The following is a 17,298-nucleotide window of genomic DNA, read 5'->3' as shown; positions in this document are numbered from 1 at the left end:
CCGGGAGGCCCAACCGATGTTCTCGCGCATCGCCATCGTCAACCGCGGCGAGGCCGCCATGCGGCTCATCCACGCGGTGCGCGACCTCAACGCGCAGGCCGGGCCCGACGGTCACCGGATCGAGACGATCGCGCTGCACACCGAAGGCGAGAAGCGGGCCATGTTCGTCCGCGAGGCCGACCACGCCTACAACCTCGGCCCGGCGGCCAACCGCCCCTACCTCGACTACGCCGTCCTCGAGAAGGCGCTGCGCGAGACGGGTGCCGATGCCGCCTGGGTCGGCTGGGGGTTCGTCGCCGAGGACCCGGGCTTCGCCGAGGTCTGCGCCCGGATCGGCGTCACCTTCATCGGCCCGAGCCCGGAGGCGATGCGCAAGCTCGGCGACAAGATCGGTTCCAAGATCATCGCCGAGGAGGTCGGCGTCCCGGTGGCCCCGTGGAGCGGCGGCGGGGTCGACACCCTCGAGGACGCCAAGGCCGCCGCAGCCCGGATCGGCTACCCGCTCATGCTCAAGGCGACCGCGGGCGGCGGCGGGCGCGGGATCCGGATGGTGGCCTCCGACGCGGATCTCACCGACGCCTACGAACGCACCCGTGACGAGGCCCAGCGTGCCTTCGGCTCCGGGGTCGTCTTCCTCGAGCGCCTCGTCACCGGCGCCCGCCACGTCGAGGTGCAGGTCATCGCCGACGGCCAGGGCACGGCCTGGGCCATCGGCGTCCGCGACTGCTCGATCCAGCGCCGCAACCAGAAGGTCATCGAGGAGTCGGCCTCCCCCGTCCTCGCCCCCGAGCAGGTGGCCGAGGTCAAGGCCAGCGCCGAGCGGCTCGCCGTCGCGGTGGGGTATGCCGGGGCCGGCACCGTCGAGTTCCTCTACCACCCGGGCGAGAAGTTCTTCGCCTTCCTCGAGGTCAACACCCGCCTGCAGGTCGAGCACCCCATCACCGAGGTCACCACCGACACCGACCTGGTGAAGCTGCAGATCCACGTGGCCGCCGGCGGTCGGCTCGAGGGGGAGCGCCCGCGCGAGGAGGGCCATGCGGTGGAGGCGCGGCTGAACGCCGAGGACCCCGACCGCGACTTCGCCCCGTCGCCCGGACGGATCGCCCTGCTCAACCTGCCCTCGGGCCCGGGGATCCGGGTGGACACCGGGGTGGGAGAAGGGGACTCGATCCCCGCCGACTTCGACTCGATGATCGCCAAGATCATCGCCGTCGGACGCGACCGCGACGAGGCGCTGGCCCGGTTGCGTCGCGCGATGGGCGAGACCACGGTCGTCATCGAGGGGGGCTCGACCAACAAGAGCTTCATCCTGGACCTGCTCGACCAGCCGGAGGTCATCGACGGCAGCGCCGACACCGGGTGGATCGACCGGGTGCGCGCCGAGGGTCGGCTCGTGTCCCACCGCCACTCCGGCGTGGCCCTCGTCGCCGCGGGCATCGAGGGATACGAGGACGAGGAGGAGGTCGAACGCATCCGGCTGCTCGAGACCTCGCGGGGCGGGCGACCCCAGGTGCAGCACCGGACCGGCCGTGCGATCGACCTCAAGCTGCGCGGCACGGCATACAAGGTCACGGTGTGGCGCATCGGGCCGCACAAGTTCCGCGTGGCCCTGGCCGCGGGTGCCACCGAGAAGACCGTCGACGCCGACCTCGACCGCCTCGACGAGTACACCAGCCGCCTGACGATCTCGGGGCGCACCCACCGCCTCATCACGGCCACCCACGGTCCCGTGCAGCTCGTGGAGGTCGACGGGGTCACCCACCGCGTCAGCCGCGACGAAGGGGGCGTCCTGCGTTCGCCGGCGCCGGCGCTCGTGGTCGCCACGCCCGTCGCCGTCGGCGCGCAGGTCGCGGCGGGCGCTCCGGTGCTCGTGCTCGAGTCGATGAAGATGGAGACGGTCCTGCCCGCGCCGTTCGCGGGGCGGGTCAAGGAGCTCCTCGTGTGGGCGGGCAGCCAGGTCGAGACCGGCACCCCGCTGGTGCGGCTGGAACCGGTGGGCGACGGCGACGAGGCGGCTGACGCAGGGACGGGCGACGAGGCTGTCGACCTCGACCTGCCCGAGGACCCGACGACCGGGGACGGCCCCGCGGCCGTGGCTGAGCAGGCTCGTTCCGCGCTCGCGGCGATGCTCCTGGGATACGACCTCGACCAGCGCGACGAGGGCAGCACGCTGGCGACCTACCTCGCCGCGCGGGACGAGCTCACCGCCACGGGTGTCTCGCAGGTGTCCGCCGAGGTCGGCCTGCTGGAGGTCTTCGCCGACCTCGCCGAGCTGAGCCGCAACCGGCCGGCCGGCGAGGAGGCCCACGTCGAACACCGGGTGCACAGCCCGCGCGAGCACTTCCACACCTACCTGCAGAGCCTCGACCCCGACCGCGGGGCGCTCCCCGAGCAGTTCCGCGCCAAGCTCTCCAACGTGCTGCGGCACTACGGCATCGACAGCCTCGAGCGCACCCCCGAGCTGGAACAGGCGGTCTTCCGGGTCTTCCTCTCCCAGCAGCGATCTGCCCCCGACGTCGCCCTCGCGACGTCGCTGCTGCAGAGCTGGATGGCCGAGCCCTGCCCCGAACCGCCACTCGACAGCGCCGCGCGCGAGGTCCTCGACCGGCTCATCGTGGCAACCCAGCTGCGCTTCCCCGTGGTCGGTGACCTGGCCCGCAGCGTGCGGTTCCGCTGGTTCGACCAGCCCCTGGTCGACGCCGACCGGGCCAGCATCCTGGGCGGGGTCAGCGACGAGCTGACCGCCCTGGAGGCGATGCCGGAGAGCGAGGAGCGCGCGCGCCGGATCGACGCCCTCGCCGCCATCCCGGAGCAGATCGTGCAGTTCCTCGCCGAGCGGCTGGAGCGTGGGGTGCCGCAGCGCGAGCCGATGCTGGCCGTCCTCATCAAGCGCCACTACCGCGACCACGACCTCACCGGGCTGCGCGAGATCTCCGTCGGGACAAGGCCTTTCGCGATCGCCGACTACACGCTCGACGGCCGCCCCACGCGGCTGGTCACCAGCGTCGGCCGGGTCGACGAGCTGACCCCCGAGGGCGAGCTCGGGGCCGCCGTGGCGGCGCAGCTGGACCAGGCCGCGGCCGGGGCCGACGGGGTGGTCGACCTCTACCTGTCCTGGCCCGACGAGCCGGAGTCGCCCGAGGACGCCTCCGAGCACCTGGGTCGCCTCCTTGCCGGTATGCCGTTCGCGCAGCGGGTGCGCCGGGTGGCCGTCGCCGTGTGCCCCGGTGCCGGACGACCGGTGGCGTACTTCACCTTCCGACCCGAGGGCGACGGCTCGATGGTCGAGGACCGCCTCGTCCGCGGGGTCCACCCGATGGTCGGGCGCCGGCTCAACCTGTGGCGGTTGCGGGACTTCGACGTGACCCGTCTCGATGCCCCGGACGACGTCCTGCTCTACCTGTGCACCGCGCCCGGCAACGAGGCGGACCAGCGGCTGGTCGCGCTCGCCCAGGTCCGACAGCTGGTCGTGGTGCGCGACGAGCAGGGGCGCGTGACCGCGCTGCCCCATGCCGAGCGCGCCATCGCCAACTGCCTGGAGGCGATCCGCCGCGCGCGGTCGGCCCGGGGAGCCGACGGCGCCCGCCTCGACATGAACCACGTGTGGGTCCACATCTGGCCGCCCATCGAGGCCGACCTCAACCAGCTCACCGCCCTCCAGGCCAGGATCGCCCCGCTGACTGCCGGTGCGGGCATCGAGGAGGTCCTGGTGCAGGGCCGGATCGCGACGCCCGACGGCGCGAGCGCCCCGCTGGCGGCACGGTTCCACTACCAGCCCGGATCGGGCGTCGTGACCTCCGTCGAGGAGCCGCCCACCACCCGCCTGAAGCCGCTGGACGACTACGCACAGAAGGTCGTCCGCGCCCGCCGGCGCGGGGTCGTCTACCCCTACGAGCTGCAGGCCATGATCGCCGGCCCCGGTGGCACCGCCACCGAGTACGACCTGGACGACTCGGGTGTGCTCGTGCCGGTGGACCGGCCCTACGGCCTCAACAAGGCGGGGATCATCGCCGGTGTCATCACGACTCCCACCGAGCGCTATCCGGAGGGCATGACGCGCGTGCTGCTGTGCGGCGACCCGCTGAAGGCCCTCGGCGCCGTGTCCGAGGCCGAGTGCGCCCGCGTCATCGCGGCACTCGACCTCGCGGAGCGGATGCGCGTCCCGGTCGAGTGGTTCGCCCTCTCCGCCGGCGCGCGGATCTCGATGGACTCGGGCACCGAGAACATGGACTGGGTCGCGAAGGCGCTGAAGCGGATCGTCGAGTTCACCCAGGACGGCGGCGAGATCAACATCGTCGTCGCCGGGATCAACGTCGGCGCGCAGCCCTACTGGAACGCCGAAGCCACCATGCTCATGCACACCAAGGGCATCCTGGTGATGACGCCGGACAGTGCCATGGTGCTGACCGGCAAGCAGTCGCTCGACTTCTCCGGCGGGGTGTCGGCCGAGGACAACTACGGCATCGGCGGCTACGACCGGGTGATGGGGCCGAACGGTCAGGCGCAGTACTGGGCGCGCGACCTCGCCGACGCGTACGGGGTGCTGATGGCCCACTACGAGCACACCTACGTGCACCCCGGCGAACCCGGTCCACGCCGCGCGAAGTCCACCGACGACATCGCCCGGGACGTCACGACCTACCCGCACGTCATGCCGGACTCGGGCTTCACGACGGTGGGCGACATCTTCTCGCCGACCACGAACCCGGACCGCAAGAAGGCGTTCGACATCCGCATCCTGATGGCCGCGGTGGCTGACCAGGACCACGCGACCCTGGAGCGCTGGGCCGGCATGGCCGACGCCGAGACCGCGGTGGTGCAGGACGCGCACCTCGGCGGCATCCCCGTCTGCCTCCTCGGCATCGAGTCCAAGACCGTGGCGCGACGAGGCTTCCCGCCCACCGACGGACCCGACACCTACACGGCCGGCACGCTCTTCCCCCGGTCGTCGAAGAAGGCCGCGCGCGCCATCAACGCCGCGAGCGGCAACCGTCCGGTGGTGGTGCTCGCCAACCTGTCGGGGTTCGACGGCTCACCGGAGTCGATGCGCAGCCTCCAGCTCGAGTACGGCGCCGAGATCGGCCGGGCGATCGTCAACTTCAAGGGCCCGATCGTGTTCTGCGTCGTCAGCCGCTACCACGGTGGCGCGTTCGTCGTGTTCTCCAAGGCGCTGAACCCGAGCATGACGGTGCTGGCAGTCGAGGGGTCGTTCGCGTCCGTCCTCGGCGGGGCTCCGGCCGCCGCTGTCGTGTTCTCCCGTGACGTCGACGCGCGCACGGCTGCGGATGCACGGGTCAGGGAGCTCGAGTCACGGCTGCGCGACGCCTCCGGTGCGGAGCGCGCACGACTGGCCACCGAGCTCGCCGAGCTGCGCACCGCGGTGCGCAGCGAGAAGCTCGGCGAGGTCGCGTCGGAGTTCGACGGCGTGCACAACATCCACCGGGCGGTCAGCGTGGGATCGGTCGACGCCGTCATCGACCCGCACGAGCTGCGGCCCCGCATCATCGCCGCCCTCGAGGCGGGGCTGCGACGCTGAGCCCCGCACGCCCTGCCCGCGACCCCGCGGCCGAGCCCGCCACCGAGCCGCTGGGCACGCCTCGAGCCAAGCCCCTGACCGAGCCTCTGGCCAAGCCGGCCGCCGGGCTGCTGCTCGCCGCCGGCGGCGGGAGCCGGATGGGCCTGGCCAAGGCGCTGGTGGACGACCCGGCTGGTGGTTCCTTCGTCGAGCGCGGGGTCCGGGTGCTGCGCGATGGGGGCTGCGCGCCGGTCGTCGTCGTGGTGGGCGCGCAGGCCGACCGTGCGGCGGCACTGGCGGCCGCGGCAGGCGCGGAGCTCGTGGTGGAGGCGCGCGACTGGGCGACAGGACAGAGCGCCTCGCTGCGCCGCGGTCTCGAGACGCTCCGGGACACGGACGCCGACGTGGCGTGCGTGCTGCTCGTGGACCTCCCGGATGTCGGGGCCGAGGTGGTCGCCACGGTGCTGGCGGCCGCCGGTGACACGACCGACGCCCTGGCCCGGGCGGCATACCGGGGGCTGCCCGGGCATCCCGTGGTGATCGGTCGGGACCACTGGGAGGCGATCGCCGAGACCGCCACCGGTGACCGCGGCGCTCGTGACTACCTCGCCATCCGAGCCCACCTGGTCGTCGAGGTCGGTCACCAGGCCTCCGGACGTGACGTGGACACCCCGGACGACCTGTGAGGTTGGGGTGCCCCTTCAATTACCCGTCGCCATGAGTGATGCTGGGGACATGGAGCCACGCGAGGCCTTTGAGTCCGCGGGGGAGCTGACGCAGGGGCTTGCCGACACCGGATACCTCGCCGACGACGCCCTCGCCACGGTTGCCTGGCTCGCCCTGCGGCTCCAGCGCCCGCTGCTGCTCGAGGGCGAACCCGGCACCGGCAAGACCGCGCTCGCGGAGAGCATCGCCACCGCGCTCGACCTGCCGCTGATCCGGTTGCAGTGCTACGAGGGCATCGATGCGACCCAGGCGCTGTACGACTGGGACTTCCCCCGGCAGATCCTGCACCTGCGGGCCGTCGAGGCCGTGGCGGCGGGCGAGCACGACGTCGCGGCGGTCGAGGAGCAGCTGTTCGACCAGCGGTTCCTCCTGGCACGGCCGGTGCTGCGGGCGCTGCGTGAGTCGCCGGTGGTGCTGCTGGTGGACGAGATCGACCGCGCCGACGACGAGTTCGAGGCGTTCCTGCTCGAGGTGCTCTCGACCTGGCAGGTGACCATTCCCGAGCTCGGGACGGTGGCCGCCGCGACCCCGCCCATCGTCGTCCTCACCTCCAACCGCACCCGAGAGCTCCACGACGCGCTCAAGCGTCGGTGCCTCTACCACTGGATCGACCACCCGAGCCTCCAGCGGGAGCTCCAGATCGTCAGGACCCGCGCCCCCGAAGTCTCCGAGTCCCTTGCCGCACAGGTGGTTTCGACCGTCCACCGCCTTCGCGACGAGCAGGACCTGATCAAGCCGCCCGGCATCGCGGAGACCCTCGACTGGGTCCGCGCGCTGCGGGAGCTCGGCGCCTCCGAGCTCGACCTCGATGCCGCCTCGGCGAGCCTGGGGGTCGCCGTGAAGTACCGCGAGGACGCCGAGCGCGTGCGTGCGGCCCTCGACCGGATCCTGGCGCGATGACCACCGGCGCGATGACGGCCGGCGCGACGCCTGCCCCGCCCGTGCACGCGGCGGACGAGATCCTGCTGGGCTTCGCGCGTGCGGTGCGTGCCGCCGGCGTCAACGTCACGGCGGACCGCGAGCGCACCTACCTCGACGCGGTGGCGGTCGTCGGGGTGGGGGACCAGTCCGCGGCCTACTGGGCGGGACGCGCCACCCTGTGCGCCTCGCCGGCGGATCTCGAGCGCTACGACCAGGTGTATGCCGCGTGGTTCGGCCTCGAGCGCGCCACCTCCCGGAGGCGTCGCGACGAGAGCCACGCCGTCGCCCACGCGCCCCTCGACGCGGGCCGCGGCAGCGGGGCGGACCCCGAGTCGCCGCAGGACGTGGTGCGGGCGTCGGCGAGTGCGGTCGAGGTCCTGCGCCACCGTGACGTGGCCTCGCTCAGCGGTGCCGACCGCGCTCGGCTGGCGGCCCTCTTCGCGACCCTGCGGCCTCGGGCGCCGCGCCGACCCGCCCACCGGCACACCCCGTCGCGGCGCGGTGGGGTGGATGCCCGCCGCACGCTGCGGGAACAGCTGCGACGGATGGGAGAGCCAGGCCCGATCGCTTGGCGGCACAAGGGAACTCGACCTCGGCGGCTGGTCCTGCTCGTCGACGTGTCCGGCTCGATGAGCGCCTACGCCGACGCACTGCTGCGCCTCGCCCACACCTACGCCGCCAGCGACCTGCCGGTCGAGGTGTTCACCCTCGGCACCCGGCTGACCCACGTCACCCGTCCGCTGCGGCAGCGCGATCCGGAGCGCGCGATCGTCGCGTGCGGTGCCTGCGTGCCCGACTGGTCGGGGGGCACCAGGCTGGCGGAGGGGATCGGGGCCTTCCTCGACCGGTGGGGTCGACGCGGGATGGCGCGGGGGGCCGTGGTCGTGCTGTTCAGCGACGGCTGGGAGCGCAGCGAGCCCGCCGCACTGGGCGAGCAGATGCGCCGCCTGCGCGCCCTGGCCCACCGCGTGGTGTGGGTCAACCCCCATCGCGGCAAGCCGGGGTACGAACCCGTCCAGCAGGGGATCGTGGCGGTGCTGCCGCACGTCGACGACTTCGTCGCAGGTCACTCGATGGCGGCCTTCGAGGAGCTCCTCGAGGTGGTTGCCCGTGCGTGAGGTGCTGCCCGAGCTGCTCCGCTGGTGGCGCGCGGGGGCCACGGTCGGTGTCGGCACCGTCGTCGCCACCTGGCGCTCCGCGCCGCGACCAGCCGGCGCCGCCATGCTGGTGGGGCCCGGTGGCGAGGCCGTCGGGTCAGTCAGCGGCGGGTGCGTCGAGGGGGCGGTCTACGAGCTGGCCCAGGGGGTGGTCGCCGACGGTGTGGCCGTGCTGCAGCGCTACGGCGTCAGCGACGACGACGCGTATGCCGTCGGGCTGACCTGCGGTGGCATCCTCGACGTCTTCGTCGAGCCGGTCAGCCGCACGACCTTCCCTGAGCTGGGGGAGGTGGCGCAGGACATCGAGGCCGGTCGCCCGGTGGCGCTGGCGACCGTCATCGAGCACCCCGACCCGGCCTGGCTCGGGCGCCGGCTGGTCGTCCGACCCGAGGCGGGCTCACCGGGGTCGGCGGCACCCGGGGCAACCGAGGCGATCGGGACGACCGAGGCGACGACGGGCTCGCTGGGATCCTCGCGGGCCGACGACGCTGTGACGGACGACGCGCGGGGCCTGCTGGCGTCGGGTCGCACCGAGACCCTCACCTACGGCCCGGACGGAGAGCGCCGCGGCGAGGGGATGCGCGTCTTCGTCTCTGCGTTCGCGCCCCGGCCGCGCATGCTCGTCTTCGGGGCCATCGACTTCGCCGCGGCCGTCGCCCACCAGGGGCACTTCCTGGGATATCGCGTGACGGTCTGCGACGCCCGCCCCGTCTTCGCGACGGCTTCGCGGTTCCCCTCGGCCGACGAGGTCGTCGTCGACTGGCCGCACCGCTACCTCGCCGCGGAGCGGGATGCGGGCCGGATCGACGCCCGCACCGTGATCTGCGTGCTCACCCATGACCCCAAGTTCGACGTGCCGGTCCTCGAGCTCGCCCTGCGCCTGCCCGAAGTGGCGTACGTCGGTGCCATGGGTTCGCGGCGCACCCACGACGACCGCATGGCGCGGCTGCGCGAGGCGGGCCTCAGCGAGGACGAGCTGGCCCACCTCTCCAGCCCGGTCGGGCTCGACCTCGGGGCGCGGACCCCCGAGGAGACCGCTGTGAGCATCGCCGCCGAGATCATCGCCCTGCAGTGGGGAGGCCGGGGGGACCGGCTGGGTCACCGCGATGGGCCGATCCACCACCACGCCACCGGGCTGGTGGGGGCTTCCACAGGACCGGAGGAGGCCACTGGAAACCACCCGGAATGACAGTTGCCACCACTGGTCACAGCGAGAAGTATCCGAAGCAGTGCCTGGCCCGCTCGGCCAGGGTCCTCAACGAAGGAAGCAGCCCGCACAGGTGTAGTCGTCAAGGTGTTGTCGTCACAGAGAGGTGATCGAATGACCCGCATCAGCGTCACGGTCGACGGAGTCGACTACTCGGACGAGGTGGAGCCGAGAACGCTCCTCGTCCACTACCTGCGAGAGCAGCTGGGCAAGACCGGGACGGTTGTCGGGTGCGACACGAGCAACTGCGGCGCGTGCACCGTGCACCTCGACGGGCGCAGCGTGAAGTCGTGCAACGTGCTGGCGGTGCAGGCCGACGGCCACGACGTCACCACGATCGAGGGGCTGGCGGTCGACGGCGAGCTGCACCCGATGCAGCGGGCCTTCCACGAGTGCCACGCGCTGCAGTGCGGCTACTGCACGCCGGGGATGATCATGCAGGCCATCGACGTACTCACCGAGAACCCGCATCCCACCGAGCAGGAGATCCGGGTGGGGCTCGAGGGCAACCTGTGTCGCTGCACCGGGTACCACAACATCGTCAAAGCAGTTCAGCAGGCAGCGGGCACCTCCTCCGCCTCCGTCGCCGCCGCGGACGGAGCGCAGTCATGACCGCCGTCGAGACCCGTCCCACCGCCGAGGTCGGCAACCGGCGCCTCCGCAAGGAGGACCAGCGCCTCATCACCGGTCGCACCCGATGGACCGACAACATCGTCCTGCCGGGCATGTTGCACGCCGCGATGGTCCGCAGCCCGCACGCCCACGCCATGGTCACCGGCATCGACACCGCGGCAGCGCGACAGGCCCCCGGCGTGATCGCCGTCCTCACCGGGGCGGACGTGAAGGACGGCATGGGGGCCGTGGCCAACGCCTGGCCGATCACGACCGACCAGAAAGCCCCGGCGCACCTGCCGATCGTGCTCGACCACGTCGCGTGCGCCGGTGAGATCGTGGCAGTGGTGGTGGCTCGTTCCGCCGCCCAGGCCCGCGACGCCGCCGAGCTGGTGGACGTCGACTACGACGAGCTGCCGGCCGTCCTGGACGCCAAGGACGCGGTCGAGGACGCCGTGCTCGCCCACCCGGACCTCGGCACCAACAAGTCGGCGCTCTGGCGGCTGGACTCCGCGGAGCAGGGCAGCGGGACCGACGTCGACGAGGAGATCGCCAAGGCCCGCGCCGACGGCATCGTCATCGAGCGGGAGTTCCGCCAGCAGCGCCTGATCCCTGCCTTCATGGAGCCTCGCTCGACGGTGGTCGACCCCACCGGGGAACAGATCACGGTCTGGACCTCCACCCAGGTCCCGCACATCCTGCGGTTCCTCATCGCGGCCACGACCGGCATACCGGAGTCCAAGGTGAGGGTCATCGCACCCGACGTGGGCGGCGGCTTCGGCGGCAAGCTGCAGACGACGGCGGAGGAGTTCGCGACGCTGGCCGCCGCCCGGCACGTCGGCAAACCCGTCAAGTACACCGAGACCCGCTCGGAGTCGCTCGTGTCCGGCCACCACGGTCGCGACCAGTACCAGCAGCTGACCCTCGCGGCGACCAAGGACGGCACGGTCACCGCGCTGAAGGTCGACCTCGTCGCCAACCTGGGCGCGTACGTCGGGCTCGTCGGCGGCGGTGTCCCCGTGCTCGGCGCGTGGATGTTCAACGCCATCTACAAGTTCCGCGCCTACCGGTTCACGGTGCAGACCGTCCTCACCAACACCACCTGGGTGGACGCCTACCGCGGAGCCGGACGCCCCGAGGCGACGTATGCCGTCGAGCGGCTGATGGACGAGCTGGCGGCGGAGGTGGGCGTCGACCCGTTGCAGATCCGCGAGCAGAACTGGATCAAGCACGAGGAGTTCCCGTTCACCTCGGTGGCCGGGATGACCTACGACTCGGGCAACTACGAGGCCGCGACCGCCCGCGCGGTGGAGCTGTTCGACTACGAGGGGCTGCGGCGCGAGCAGCGGGAACGGCGGGAGCGCAAGGACCCCGTCCAGCTCGGGATCGGCGTCTCCACGTTCACCGAGATGTGCGGTCTCGCGCCATCGCGGATCCTCGGCGCGCTCAACTACGGCGCCGGCGGATGGGAGCACGCCTCCATCCGGATGCTGCCGACGGGCAAGGTCGAGGTCATCACCGGCACCTCACCGCACGGCCAGGGCCACGAGACGGCGTGGAGCCAGATCGCGGCCGACCGGCTCGGGGTGCCCTTCGAGGACATCGAGGTCCTGCACGGCGACACCCAGATCGCACCCCGCGGGCTCGACACCTACGGCTCGCGGTCGCTGGTGGTCGGAGGCGAAGCCGTCGTGCGTGCCGCCGACAAGGTCGTCGAGAAGGCCAAGATCGTCGCCGCCCACCTGCTGGAGGCGAGCGTCGACGACCTGGAGTTCTCCCGAGGTCGGTTCACCGTCCGCGGCACGGACAACGGCATCGGCATCACCGAGGTGGCGACCGCGCAGTTCACGTCGCACAACCTCCCGGCCGGCTTCGAACCCGGTATCGACGCCGACGCCACCTTCGACCCGGACGCCTTCTCCTTCCCCCACGGCACGCACCTGTGCGCGGCCGAGGTCGACACCGAGACCGGCCAGGTGACGTTGCGCAAGTACGTCTGCGTCGACGACATCGGCCAGATCATCAACCCCCTCATCGTCGAGGGCCAGGTGCATGGCGGCATCGTCCAGGGCATCGCACAGGCGTTGTGGGAGGAGGCGGTCTTCGACGACCAGGGCACGTTGGTGTCGGGCTCGTTCGTCGACTACACGCTGCCGACCACGGCCGACACGATCTCGTTCGTCACCGAGAACACGACGTCACCGTCGACGACCAACACCCTCGGGACCAAGGGAGTCGGCGAGGCCGGCGCGATCGCCTCCACCCCCGCCGTCGTCAACGCCGTCGTGGACGCCCTGCGCCCCTTGGGCATCACCGACATCCAGATGCCCTGCACACCCGAACGGGTCTGGAAGGCCATCCAGTCGGCCGGCGCCGGTCAGGGCCGCGGCACCACGGACGAGGTCCAGCCGCACTTCGAGGCCGGCTCCCTCAACCAGGACACCTCGAGTACCGGCACCGCGACGAACGGAGCAGACCAGTGATCCCCGCATCGTTCGACTACGTCGCACCCACCTCGGTGGCGGAGGCCCTGGCCGCCCTCGCCGAGGCCGGCGACGACGCCAAGGTGCTGGCCGGGGGCCAGAGCCTGCTGCCCATCCTGCGGATGCGCCTCAACGCCCCGGAGAAGGTCATCGACCTCGGCCGGATCACCGAGCTCCAGGGGGTCAGGGAGGACGGAGACCACCTCGTCATCGGTGCCATGACCACGTATGCCGATGTGCTGGCGAGCGACCTCGTGCGTCAGCACGCGGGGCTGCTCACCGACGCCATCGCCGAGGTGGCCGACCCGCAGATCCGCCACCGGGGGACCGTCGGGGGCGCCCTCGTCCACGCCGACCCGGCCGGTGACGTCGGCGCTCCAGCGCTCGCGCTCGACACCGAGTTCGTCATCACCGGCAGCGGTGGTGAGCGCACCGTGGCCGCCGGCGACTTCTTCCAGGACCTGTTCGAGACTGCCGTGGGAGAGGGCGAGCTGCTCACCGCCATCCGGATCCCCAAGCACACGGGGTGGGGCCACCGGTACGAGAAGTTCGTGCGCGTGTCGCACCAGTGGTCGATCGTGGCCGTCGCGGCGACGGTGCGGGTCGAGGGCGGAACCATCGCCGAGGCCCGGATCGGACTGACCAACATGGGCTCGACTCCCTTGCGAGCCACGGCTGTCGAGCGGGGACTGCTGGGCAAGGCCGCCACCGACGAGGCGGTCCGGGACGCGTGCGCGGCCGCCGCGGACGGCACCAACCCACCGTCGGACCTGAACGGAGACAGCGACTACCGCAGGCACCTCGCGACGGTGCTGACCCGCCGAGCAGTCCTTGCCGCGGCGGGAGGCTGAGCCGGTGGAGCTGAGCCACAGCTTCACCGTGCCGGCGACGGTCGACCGCGCCTGGGCGACCTTCATGGACCTCCCGCTGGTGGGTGGCTGCTTCCCCGGCGCCACGGTCACGGCCGTGACCGACGAGGGCTTCGCGGGCACGGTGAAGGTGAAGCTGGGTCCCATCTCGTTGGTCTACTCCGGCACGGGCGCCTTCGTGGAGAAGGACGACGGCGCCCACCGGGCGGTGATCGAGGCCAAGGGCAAGGACAAGCGCGGCAACGGCACCGCGGGCGCGACCGTGACCATCCAGCTCACCGACGTCGGCGACGGCTCGACCCGCGCCGACGTGCAGACCAACCTCGCCGTCACCGGCAAGCCGGCCCAGTTCGGCCGGGGCGTCATGCAGGACGTGTCGGACAAGCTGCTGGGGCAGTTCGTCAGCTGCATCGAGGGCAAGATCGGCGAGACACCCTCGCCCGAGGCGCTCTCGACAGAGGCCCCCTCGACGGAGGCCCCCTTGAGCGAGGCCCCCTCGAGAGAGCCCAACTTGAGCGAGGCGCCTTTGACGGTGGCTCCCGAGCCGGCACCCGAGCCGGCTCCGGCGCAGCCACGTCACCCGGGTGGCACCAGGCCTGCGCCGGACGACGCGCTCGACCTCGGTGGCACCGTCCTCCCGGTGCTGGTGAAGACCTACGGGAAGCAGGTGCTCCTCGGCGTCGTCGTCGTGGTGGCCGTGATCGTGATCTGGCGGGCACTGAGCTGAGCCGAGCTGAGGCGAGCTGAGGCGAGCTGAGGCGAGCGCCCACCAGCGGGGCGGCTCCGGCCGAACGGGTGATGACGGGATCGTCCGGTCATGTCGACCTCCGGTGGCCTACCCTGAAAGTGGCCGACCGCATGGCAAGGTGGCCGCACCGCAGCGCCGCACCTTCACCCGGCACACCGCAAGCACAGGAGCGCCCACATGAGCCAGCAGACCGTCGTCGTCCTGAACGGACCGAACCTCAACCTGCTGGGCGAGCGCGAGCCAGAGATCTACGGATCCGACACCCTCGCCGATATCGAGGCGCTGTGCCGCAAGGCAGCGAGCCTGGCAGGGCTGGACGTCGACTTCCGCCAGAGCAACCACGAGGGCGCGCTGATCGACGCCGTCCACGAGGTCCGCAAGAGCGCGGTCGGCATCGTCATCAACGCCGGCGCCTACACGCACACGTCGATCGCGCTGCGGGACGCGCTCGCGGCCCTGAGCATCCCGGTCTTCGAGGTGCACCTCAGCAACGTGCACCGGCGCGAGGAGTTCCGGCACCACTCCTACCTGTCCGCCGTCTCGGACGGGGTCATCAGCGGTTGCGGCCCCAGCGGCTACGCCTACGCGATCGCCCGGATCTCCGAGCTCATCGACGACCGGCACTGAACCACCCGGCAGCGACCCACCCTGCAAGACTGCGGGCATGACTGCGCCCGCGCTCGACCCGATGGACCTCGCAGGGATCGACGACCTGCTCTCCGACGAGGAGAAGGCGATCCGCGCCACCGTGCGCGCCTTCCTCGACAAGCGCGTCGAGCCGTTCGTCGCCGACTGGTTCGAGCGCGGCGAGATCGACGACGTCCGCGGCCTGACCAAGGAGCTCGGCTCGCTCGGGCTGCTCGGGATGCACCTCGAGGGGTACGGCTGCGCCGGGATGAGCGCCGTCGACTACGGCCTGGCCTGCCTCGAGCTGGAGGCCACCGACTCCGGCGTCCGGAGCCTGGTCTCGGTCCAGGGGTCGCTGGCCATGTACGCGATCCACCGCTGGGGCAGCGAGGAGCACCGACGGCAGTGGCTGCCGCGGATGGCCGCCGGCGAGGCGATCGGCTGCTTCGGCCTGACCGAGCCTGACCACGGCTCCGACCCCGGGTCGATGCGCACCCGCGCCCGTCGCGACGGCGACGACTGGGTGCTCGACGGCTCGAAGATGTGGATCACCAACGGCTCACTCGCCGACGTCGCCGTGGTCTGGGCGCAGGTTGACGAGGCCGGGACCCGGGGTGGGGACGACCGCAGCGTCGTCAGGGGGTTCGTCGTCCCGACCGACACCCCCGGCTTCTCCGCTCCGGAGATCAAGCACAAGCTGTCGCTGCGCGCCTCCGTGACCAGCGAACTCGTCCTCGAGGGCGTCCGGCTGCCGGGCGACGCCGTCTTCCCCGAGGTCCGCGGCCTCAAGGGCCCCCTGGCCTGCCTCAGTGAGGCGCGCTACGGCATCGTCTGGGGATCGCTCGGGGCGGCCCGGTCCAGCCTCGACACCGCCCGTCGGTACTCGATGGAGCGCCACCAGTTCGGGCGCCCGCTGGCCGGGTTCCAGCTCACCCAGCAGAAGCTCGCCGACATGGCCCTCGAGCTCGTCAAGGGCCAGCTGCTGGCCCTGCACCTCGGCCGTCGCAAGGACGCCGGAACCCTGCGTCCCGAACAGGTCAGCCTCGGCAAGCTGAACAACATCCGCGAGGCCCTGGACATCTGCCGGACCTCGCGAACCATCCTGGGCGCCAACGGGATCAGCCTGGAGTACCCGGTCATCCGGCACATGAACAACCTGGAGTCGGTGCTCACCTACGAGGGCACCGTGGAGATGCACACGCTCGTCGTCGGGCAGGCGATGACCGGCCAGCAGGCCTTCCGCTAGACCGCCTGCGGCGGGTCCCCAGGACCCCTCGCAGCCGCTCGTCGAAAGGCGTTCGCGCGGACCCGGCCACGCGGCATACCCTCGATTTTCGGTGGAGGCATCGGAGCGTGTAGTCTCACCGTCGCACTTCCGCGCGGCTCTCGAGAGCCCCGGGTGGGCAGGCCCCCTTAGCTCAGTCGGCAGAGCGTTTCCATGGTAAGGAAAAGGTCGTCGGTTCGATTCCGACAGGGGGCTCTGGGAACGGCGCCGCGAGGCGCACACCCCATGGCGGGGTAGCTCAGCTGGTTAGAGCGCACGACTCATAATCGTGAGGTCGCGGGATCGAGCCCCGCTCCCGCTACAGCCGCGATTTCAGGATTACCCCTGGATTCGCGTATTCTGATGCGTCGCGCCTTCACGGTGCGCCCACCATCACTCTGTCTTCAGACAGAACAGCGTTGAACCAAGACAGACCACCAGTCAGTTCCGAGAGCAGGTTGCCCCGTGGCCAGCAAGAGCACCGATGTCCGCCCCAAGATCACCTTGGCGTGCGTGGATTGCAAGGAGCGCAACTACATCACCAAGAAGAACCGTCGGAACAACCCCGACCGCTTGGAGATGAAGAAGTTCTGCCCCCGCGACGGCAAGCACACGCTGCACCGCGAGACCCGCTGACCTGACGCTCGTCGACGGCCGCCCCGGACCTCTGTCCCGGGCGGCTTTGTCGTGTCCGGACCCCGGCCCCATAGGGTGGGGCGCATGGCCGTCAACGCAGAATTCGCAGGGCGCAGCTACCCGCCCAGTGGCCCGTATGCCGTGGACGCGGCGATGCTGGCCGCCTTCGCCGCCGCGGTGGGCTCCAAGGACCCGGTCCACACCTCGCCTGACGCTGCCCGCGCCGCCGGCTACCGCGACGTGATCGCCCCGCCCACCTTCGCGGTGACCCTGGCCCAGCAGTGCGACCGCCAGCTGGTCGAGGACCCCGAGGCGGGCATCGACTTCAGCCGGGTGGTCCACGGCGAGCAGCGGTTCGTCCACCACCGACCCATCACCGCGGGCGACGCCGTCCTCGGCACCCTGACGGTCGACTCGGTGCGCGAGGCCGGTGGCCACGCGATGGTCACCACCCGCACCGAGCTCGCAACGCAGGACGGCGAGGCGCTGTGCACCTCGACGTCGACCATCGTCATCCGGGGAGGGGAGTGAGG

At 71.7% G+C, this 17,298-nt stretch carries 13 protein-coding genes and 2 tRNA genes; all 15 read left to right on the top strand.

The window, feature by feature from the left end; all coding sequences use genetic code 11:
* Positions 1 to 16: 16 nt before the first annotated feature.
* Positions 17 to 5,536: an ATP-binding protein gene (locus BJ986_RS04315; protein WP_179420876.1), complete on the top strand. Its 5,520-nt coding sequence runs from the start codon at positions 17 to 19 to the stop codon at positions 5,534 to 5,536.
* Positions 5,537 to 5,586: 50 nt separating this feature from the next.
* The gene (locus tag BJ986_RS04310) at positions 5,587 to 6,201 is read left to right on the top strand and encodes a nucleotidyltransferase family protein (protein WP_337795447.1); all 615 of its coding nucleotides are present in this window, start codon (positions 5,587 to 5,589) and stop codon (positions 6,199 to 6,201) included.
* A 49-nt stretch (positions 6,202 to 6,250) separates the two neighbouring features.
* Positions 6,251 to 7,141: an AAA family ATPase gene (locus BJ986_RS04305; RefSeq protein ID WP_179420875.1), complete on the top strand. Its 891-nt coding sequence runs from the start codon at positions 6,251 to 6,253 to the stop codon at positions 7,139 to 7,141.
* The gene (locus BJ986_RS04300) at positions 7,138 to 8,280 is read left to right on the top strand and encodes a vWA domain-containing protein (RefSeq protein ID WP_238338051.1); all 1,143 of its coding nucleotides are present in this window, start codon (positions 7,138 to 7,140) and stop codon (positions 8,278 to 8,280) included. Before BJ986_RS04305 ends, BJ986_RS04300 begins: the two co-directional genes overlap by 4 nt.
* Positions 8,273 to 9,508 carry an XdhC family protein gene (locus tag BJ986_RS04295; RefSeq protein WP_179420874.1) on the top strand — a complete coding sequence of 412 codons (1,236 nt, stop codon included), beginning with the start codon at positions 8,273 to 8,275 and terminating at the stop codon, positions 9,506 to 9,508. Before BJ986_RS04300 ends, BJ986_RS04295 begins: the two co-directional genes overlap by 8 nt.
* Positions 9,509 to 9,640: 132 nt before the next feature.
* The gene (locus tag BJ986_RS04290) at positions 9,641 to 10,138 is read left to right on the top strand and encodes a (2Fe-2S)-binding protein (protein WP_179420873.1); all 498 of its coding nucleotides are present in this window, start codon (positions 9,641 to 9,643) and stop codon (positions 10,136 to 10,138) included.
* Positions 10,135 to 12,621 carry a xanthine dehydrogenase family protein molybdopterin-binding subunit gene (locus BJ986_RS04285; protein ID WP_179420872.1) on the top strand — a complete coding sequence of 829 codons (2,487 nt, stop codon included), beginning with the start codon at positions 10,135 to 10,137 and terminating at the stop codon, positions 12,619 to 12,621. Before BJ986_RS04290 ends, BJ986_RS04285 begins: the two co-directional genes overlap by 4 nt.
* Positions 12,618 to 13,472: an FAD binding domain-containing protein gene (locus BJ986_RS04280; protein ID WP_179420871.1), complete on the top strand. Its 855-nt coding sequence runs from the start codon at positions 12,618 to 12,620 to the stop codon at positions 13,470 to 13,472. The genes BJ986_RS04285 and BJ986_RS04280 overlap by 4 nt, the downstream gene beginning before the upstream one ends.
* 4 nt (positions 13,473 to 13,476) lie before the next feature.
* Positions 13,477 to 14,217 carry an SRPBCC domain-containing protein gene (locus tag BJ986_RS04275; protein ID WP_179420870.1) on the top strand — a complete coding sequence of 247 codons (741 nt, stop codon included), beginning with the start codon at positions 13,477 to 13,479 and terminating at the stop codon, positions 14,215 to 14,217.
* A 198-nt stretch (positions 14,218 to 14,415) separates the two neighbouring features.
* Positions 14,416 to 14,865 carry a type II 3-dehydroquinate dehydratase gene (aroQ, locus tag BJ986_RS04270; RefSeq protein WP_179420869.1) on the top strand — a complete coding sequence of 150 codons (450 nt, stop codon included), beginning with the start codon at positions 14,416 to 14,418 and terminating at the stop codon, positions 14,863 to 14,865.
* A gap of 37 nt (positions 14,866 to 14,902) precedes the next feature.
* Positions 14,903 to 16,111, top strand: a complete 1,209-nt coding sequence (locus BJ986_RS04265) for an acyl-CoA dehydrogenase family protein (RefSeq protein ID WP_179420868.1) — start codon at positions 14,903 to 14,905, stop codon at positions 16,109 to 16,111.
* 161 nt (positions 16,112 to 16,272) lie between these two features.
* A tRNA-Thr gene (locus BJ986_RS04260) sits at positions 16,273 to 16,345 on the top strand.
* Between the two features lie 32 nt (positions 16,346 to 16,377).
* Positions 16,378 to 16,451: transfer RNA gene (locus BJ986_RS04255), tRNA-Met, on the top strand.
* Positions 16,452 to 16,594: 143 nt separating this feature from the next.
* Entirely contained in the window at positions 16,595 to 16,765 is a 171-nt protein-coding gene (rpmG, locus tag BJ986_RS04250) for a 50S ribosomal protein L33 (protein WP_179420867.1), read from the top strand.
* 84 nt (positions 16,766 to 16,849) lie between these two features.
* Entirely contained in the window at positions 16,850 to 17,296 is a 447-nt protein-coding gene (locus tag BJ986_RS04245; protein WP_179420866.1) for an FAS1-like dehydratase domain-containing protein, read from the top strand.
* Positions 17,297 to 17,298: the final 2 nt, after the last annotated feature.

It is taken from the genome of Pedococcus badiiscoriae, from assembly GCF_013408925.1.
Classification (GTDB): Bacteria; Actinomycetota; Actinomycetes; order Actinomycetales; family Dermatophilaceae; genus Pedococcus; species Pedococcus badiiscoriae.
This window is presented reverse-complemented; position numbering and strand designations above follow the sequence as displayed.

Coding starts and splice junctions, on each gene's coding strand:
- BJ986_RS04315 (WP_179420876.1), top strand. CDS start 17: ATGTTCTCGCGCATCGCCATCGTCAACCGCGGCGAGGCCGCCATGCGG.
- BJ986_RS04305 (WP_179420875.1), top strand. CDS start 6,251: ATGGAGCCACGCGAGGCCTTTGAGTCCGCGGGGGAGCTGACGCAGGGG.
- BJ986_RS04300 (WP_238338051.1), top strand. CDS start 7,138: ATGACCACCGGCGCGATGACGGCCGGCGCGACGCCTGCCCCGCCCGTG.
- BJ986_RS04290 (WP_179420873.1), top strand. CDS start 9,641: ATGACCCGCATCAGCGTCACGGTCGACGGAGTCGACTACTCGGACGAG.
- BJ986_RS04285 (WP_179420872.1), top strand. CDS start 10,135: ATGACCGCCGTCGAGACCCGTCCCACCGCCGAGGTCGGCAACCGGCGC.
- aroQ (WP_179420869.1), top strand. CDS start 14,416: ATGAGCCAGCAGACCGTCGTCGTCCTGAACGGACCGAACCTCAACCTG.
- BJ986_RS04265 (WP_179420868.1), top strand. CDS start 14,903: ATGACTGCGCCCGCGCTCGACCCGATGGACCTCGCAGGGATCGACGAC.
- BJ986_RS04245 (WP_179420866.1), top strand. CDS start 16,850: ATGGCCGTCAACGCAGAATTCGCAGGGCGCAGCTACCCGCCCAGTGGC.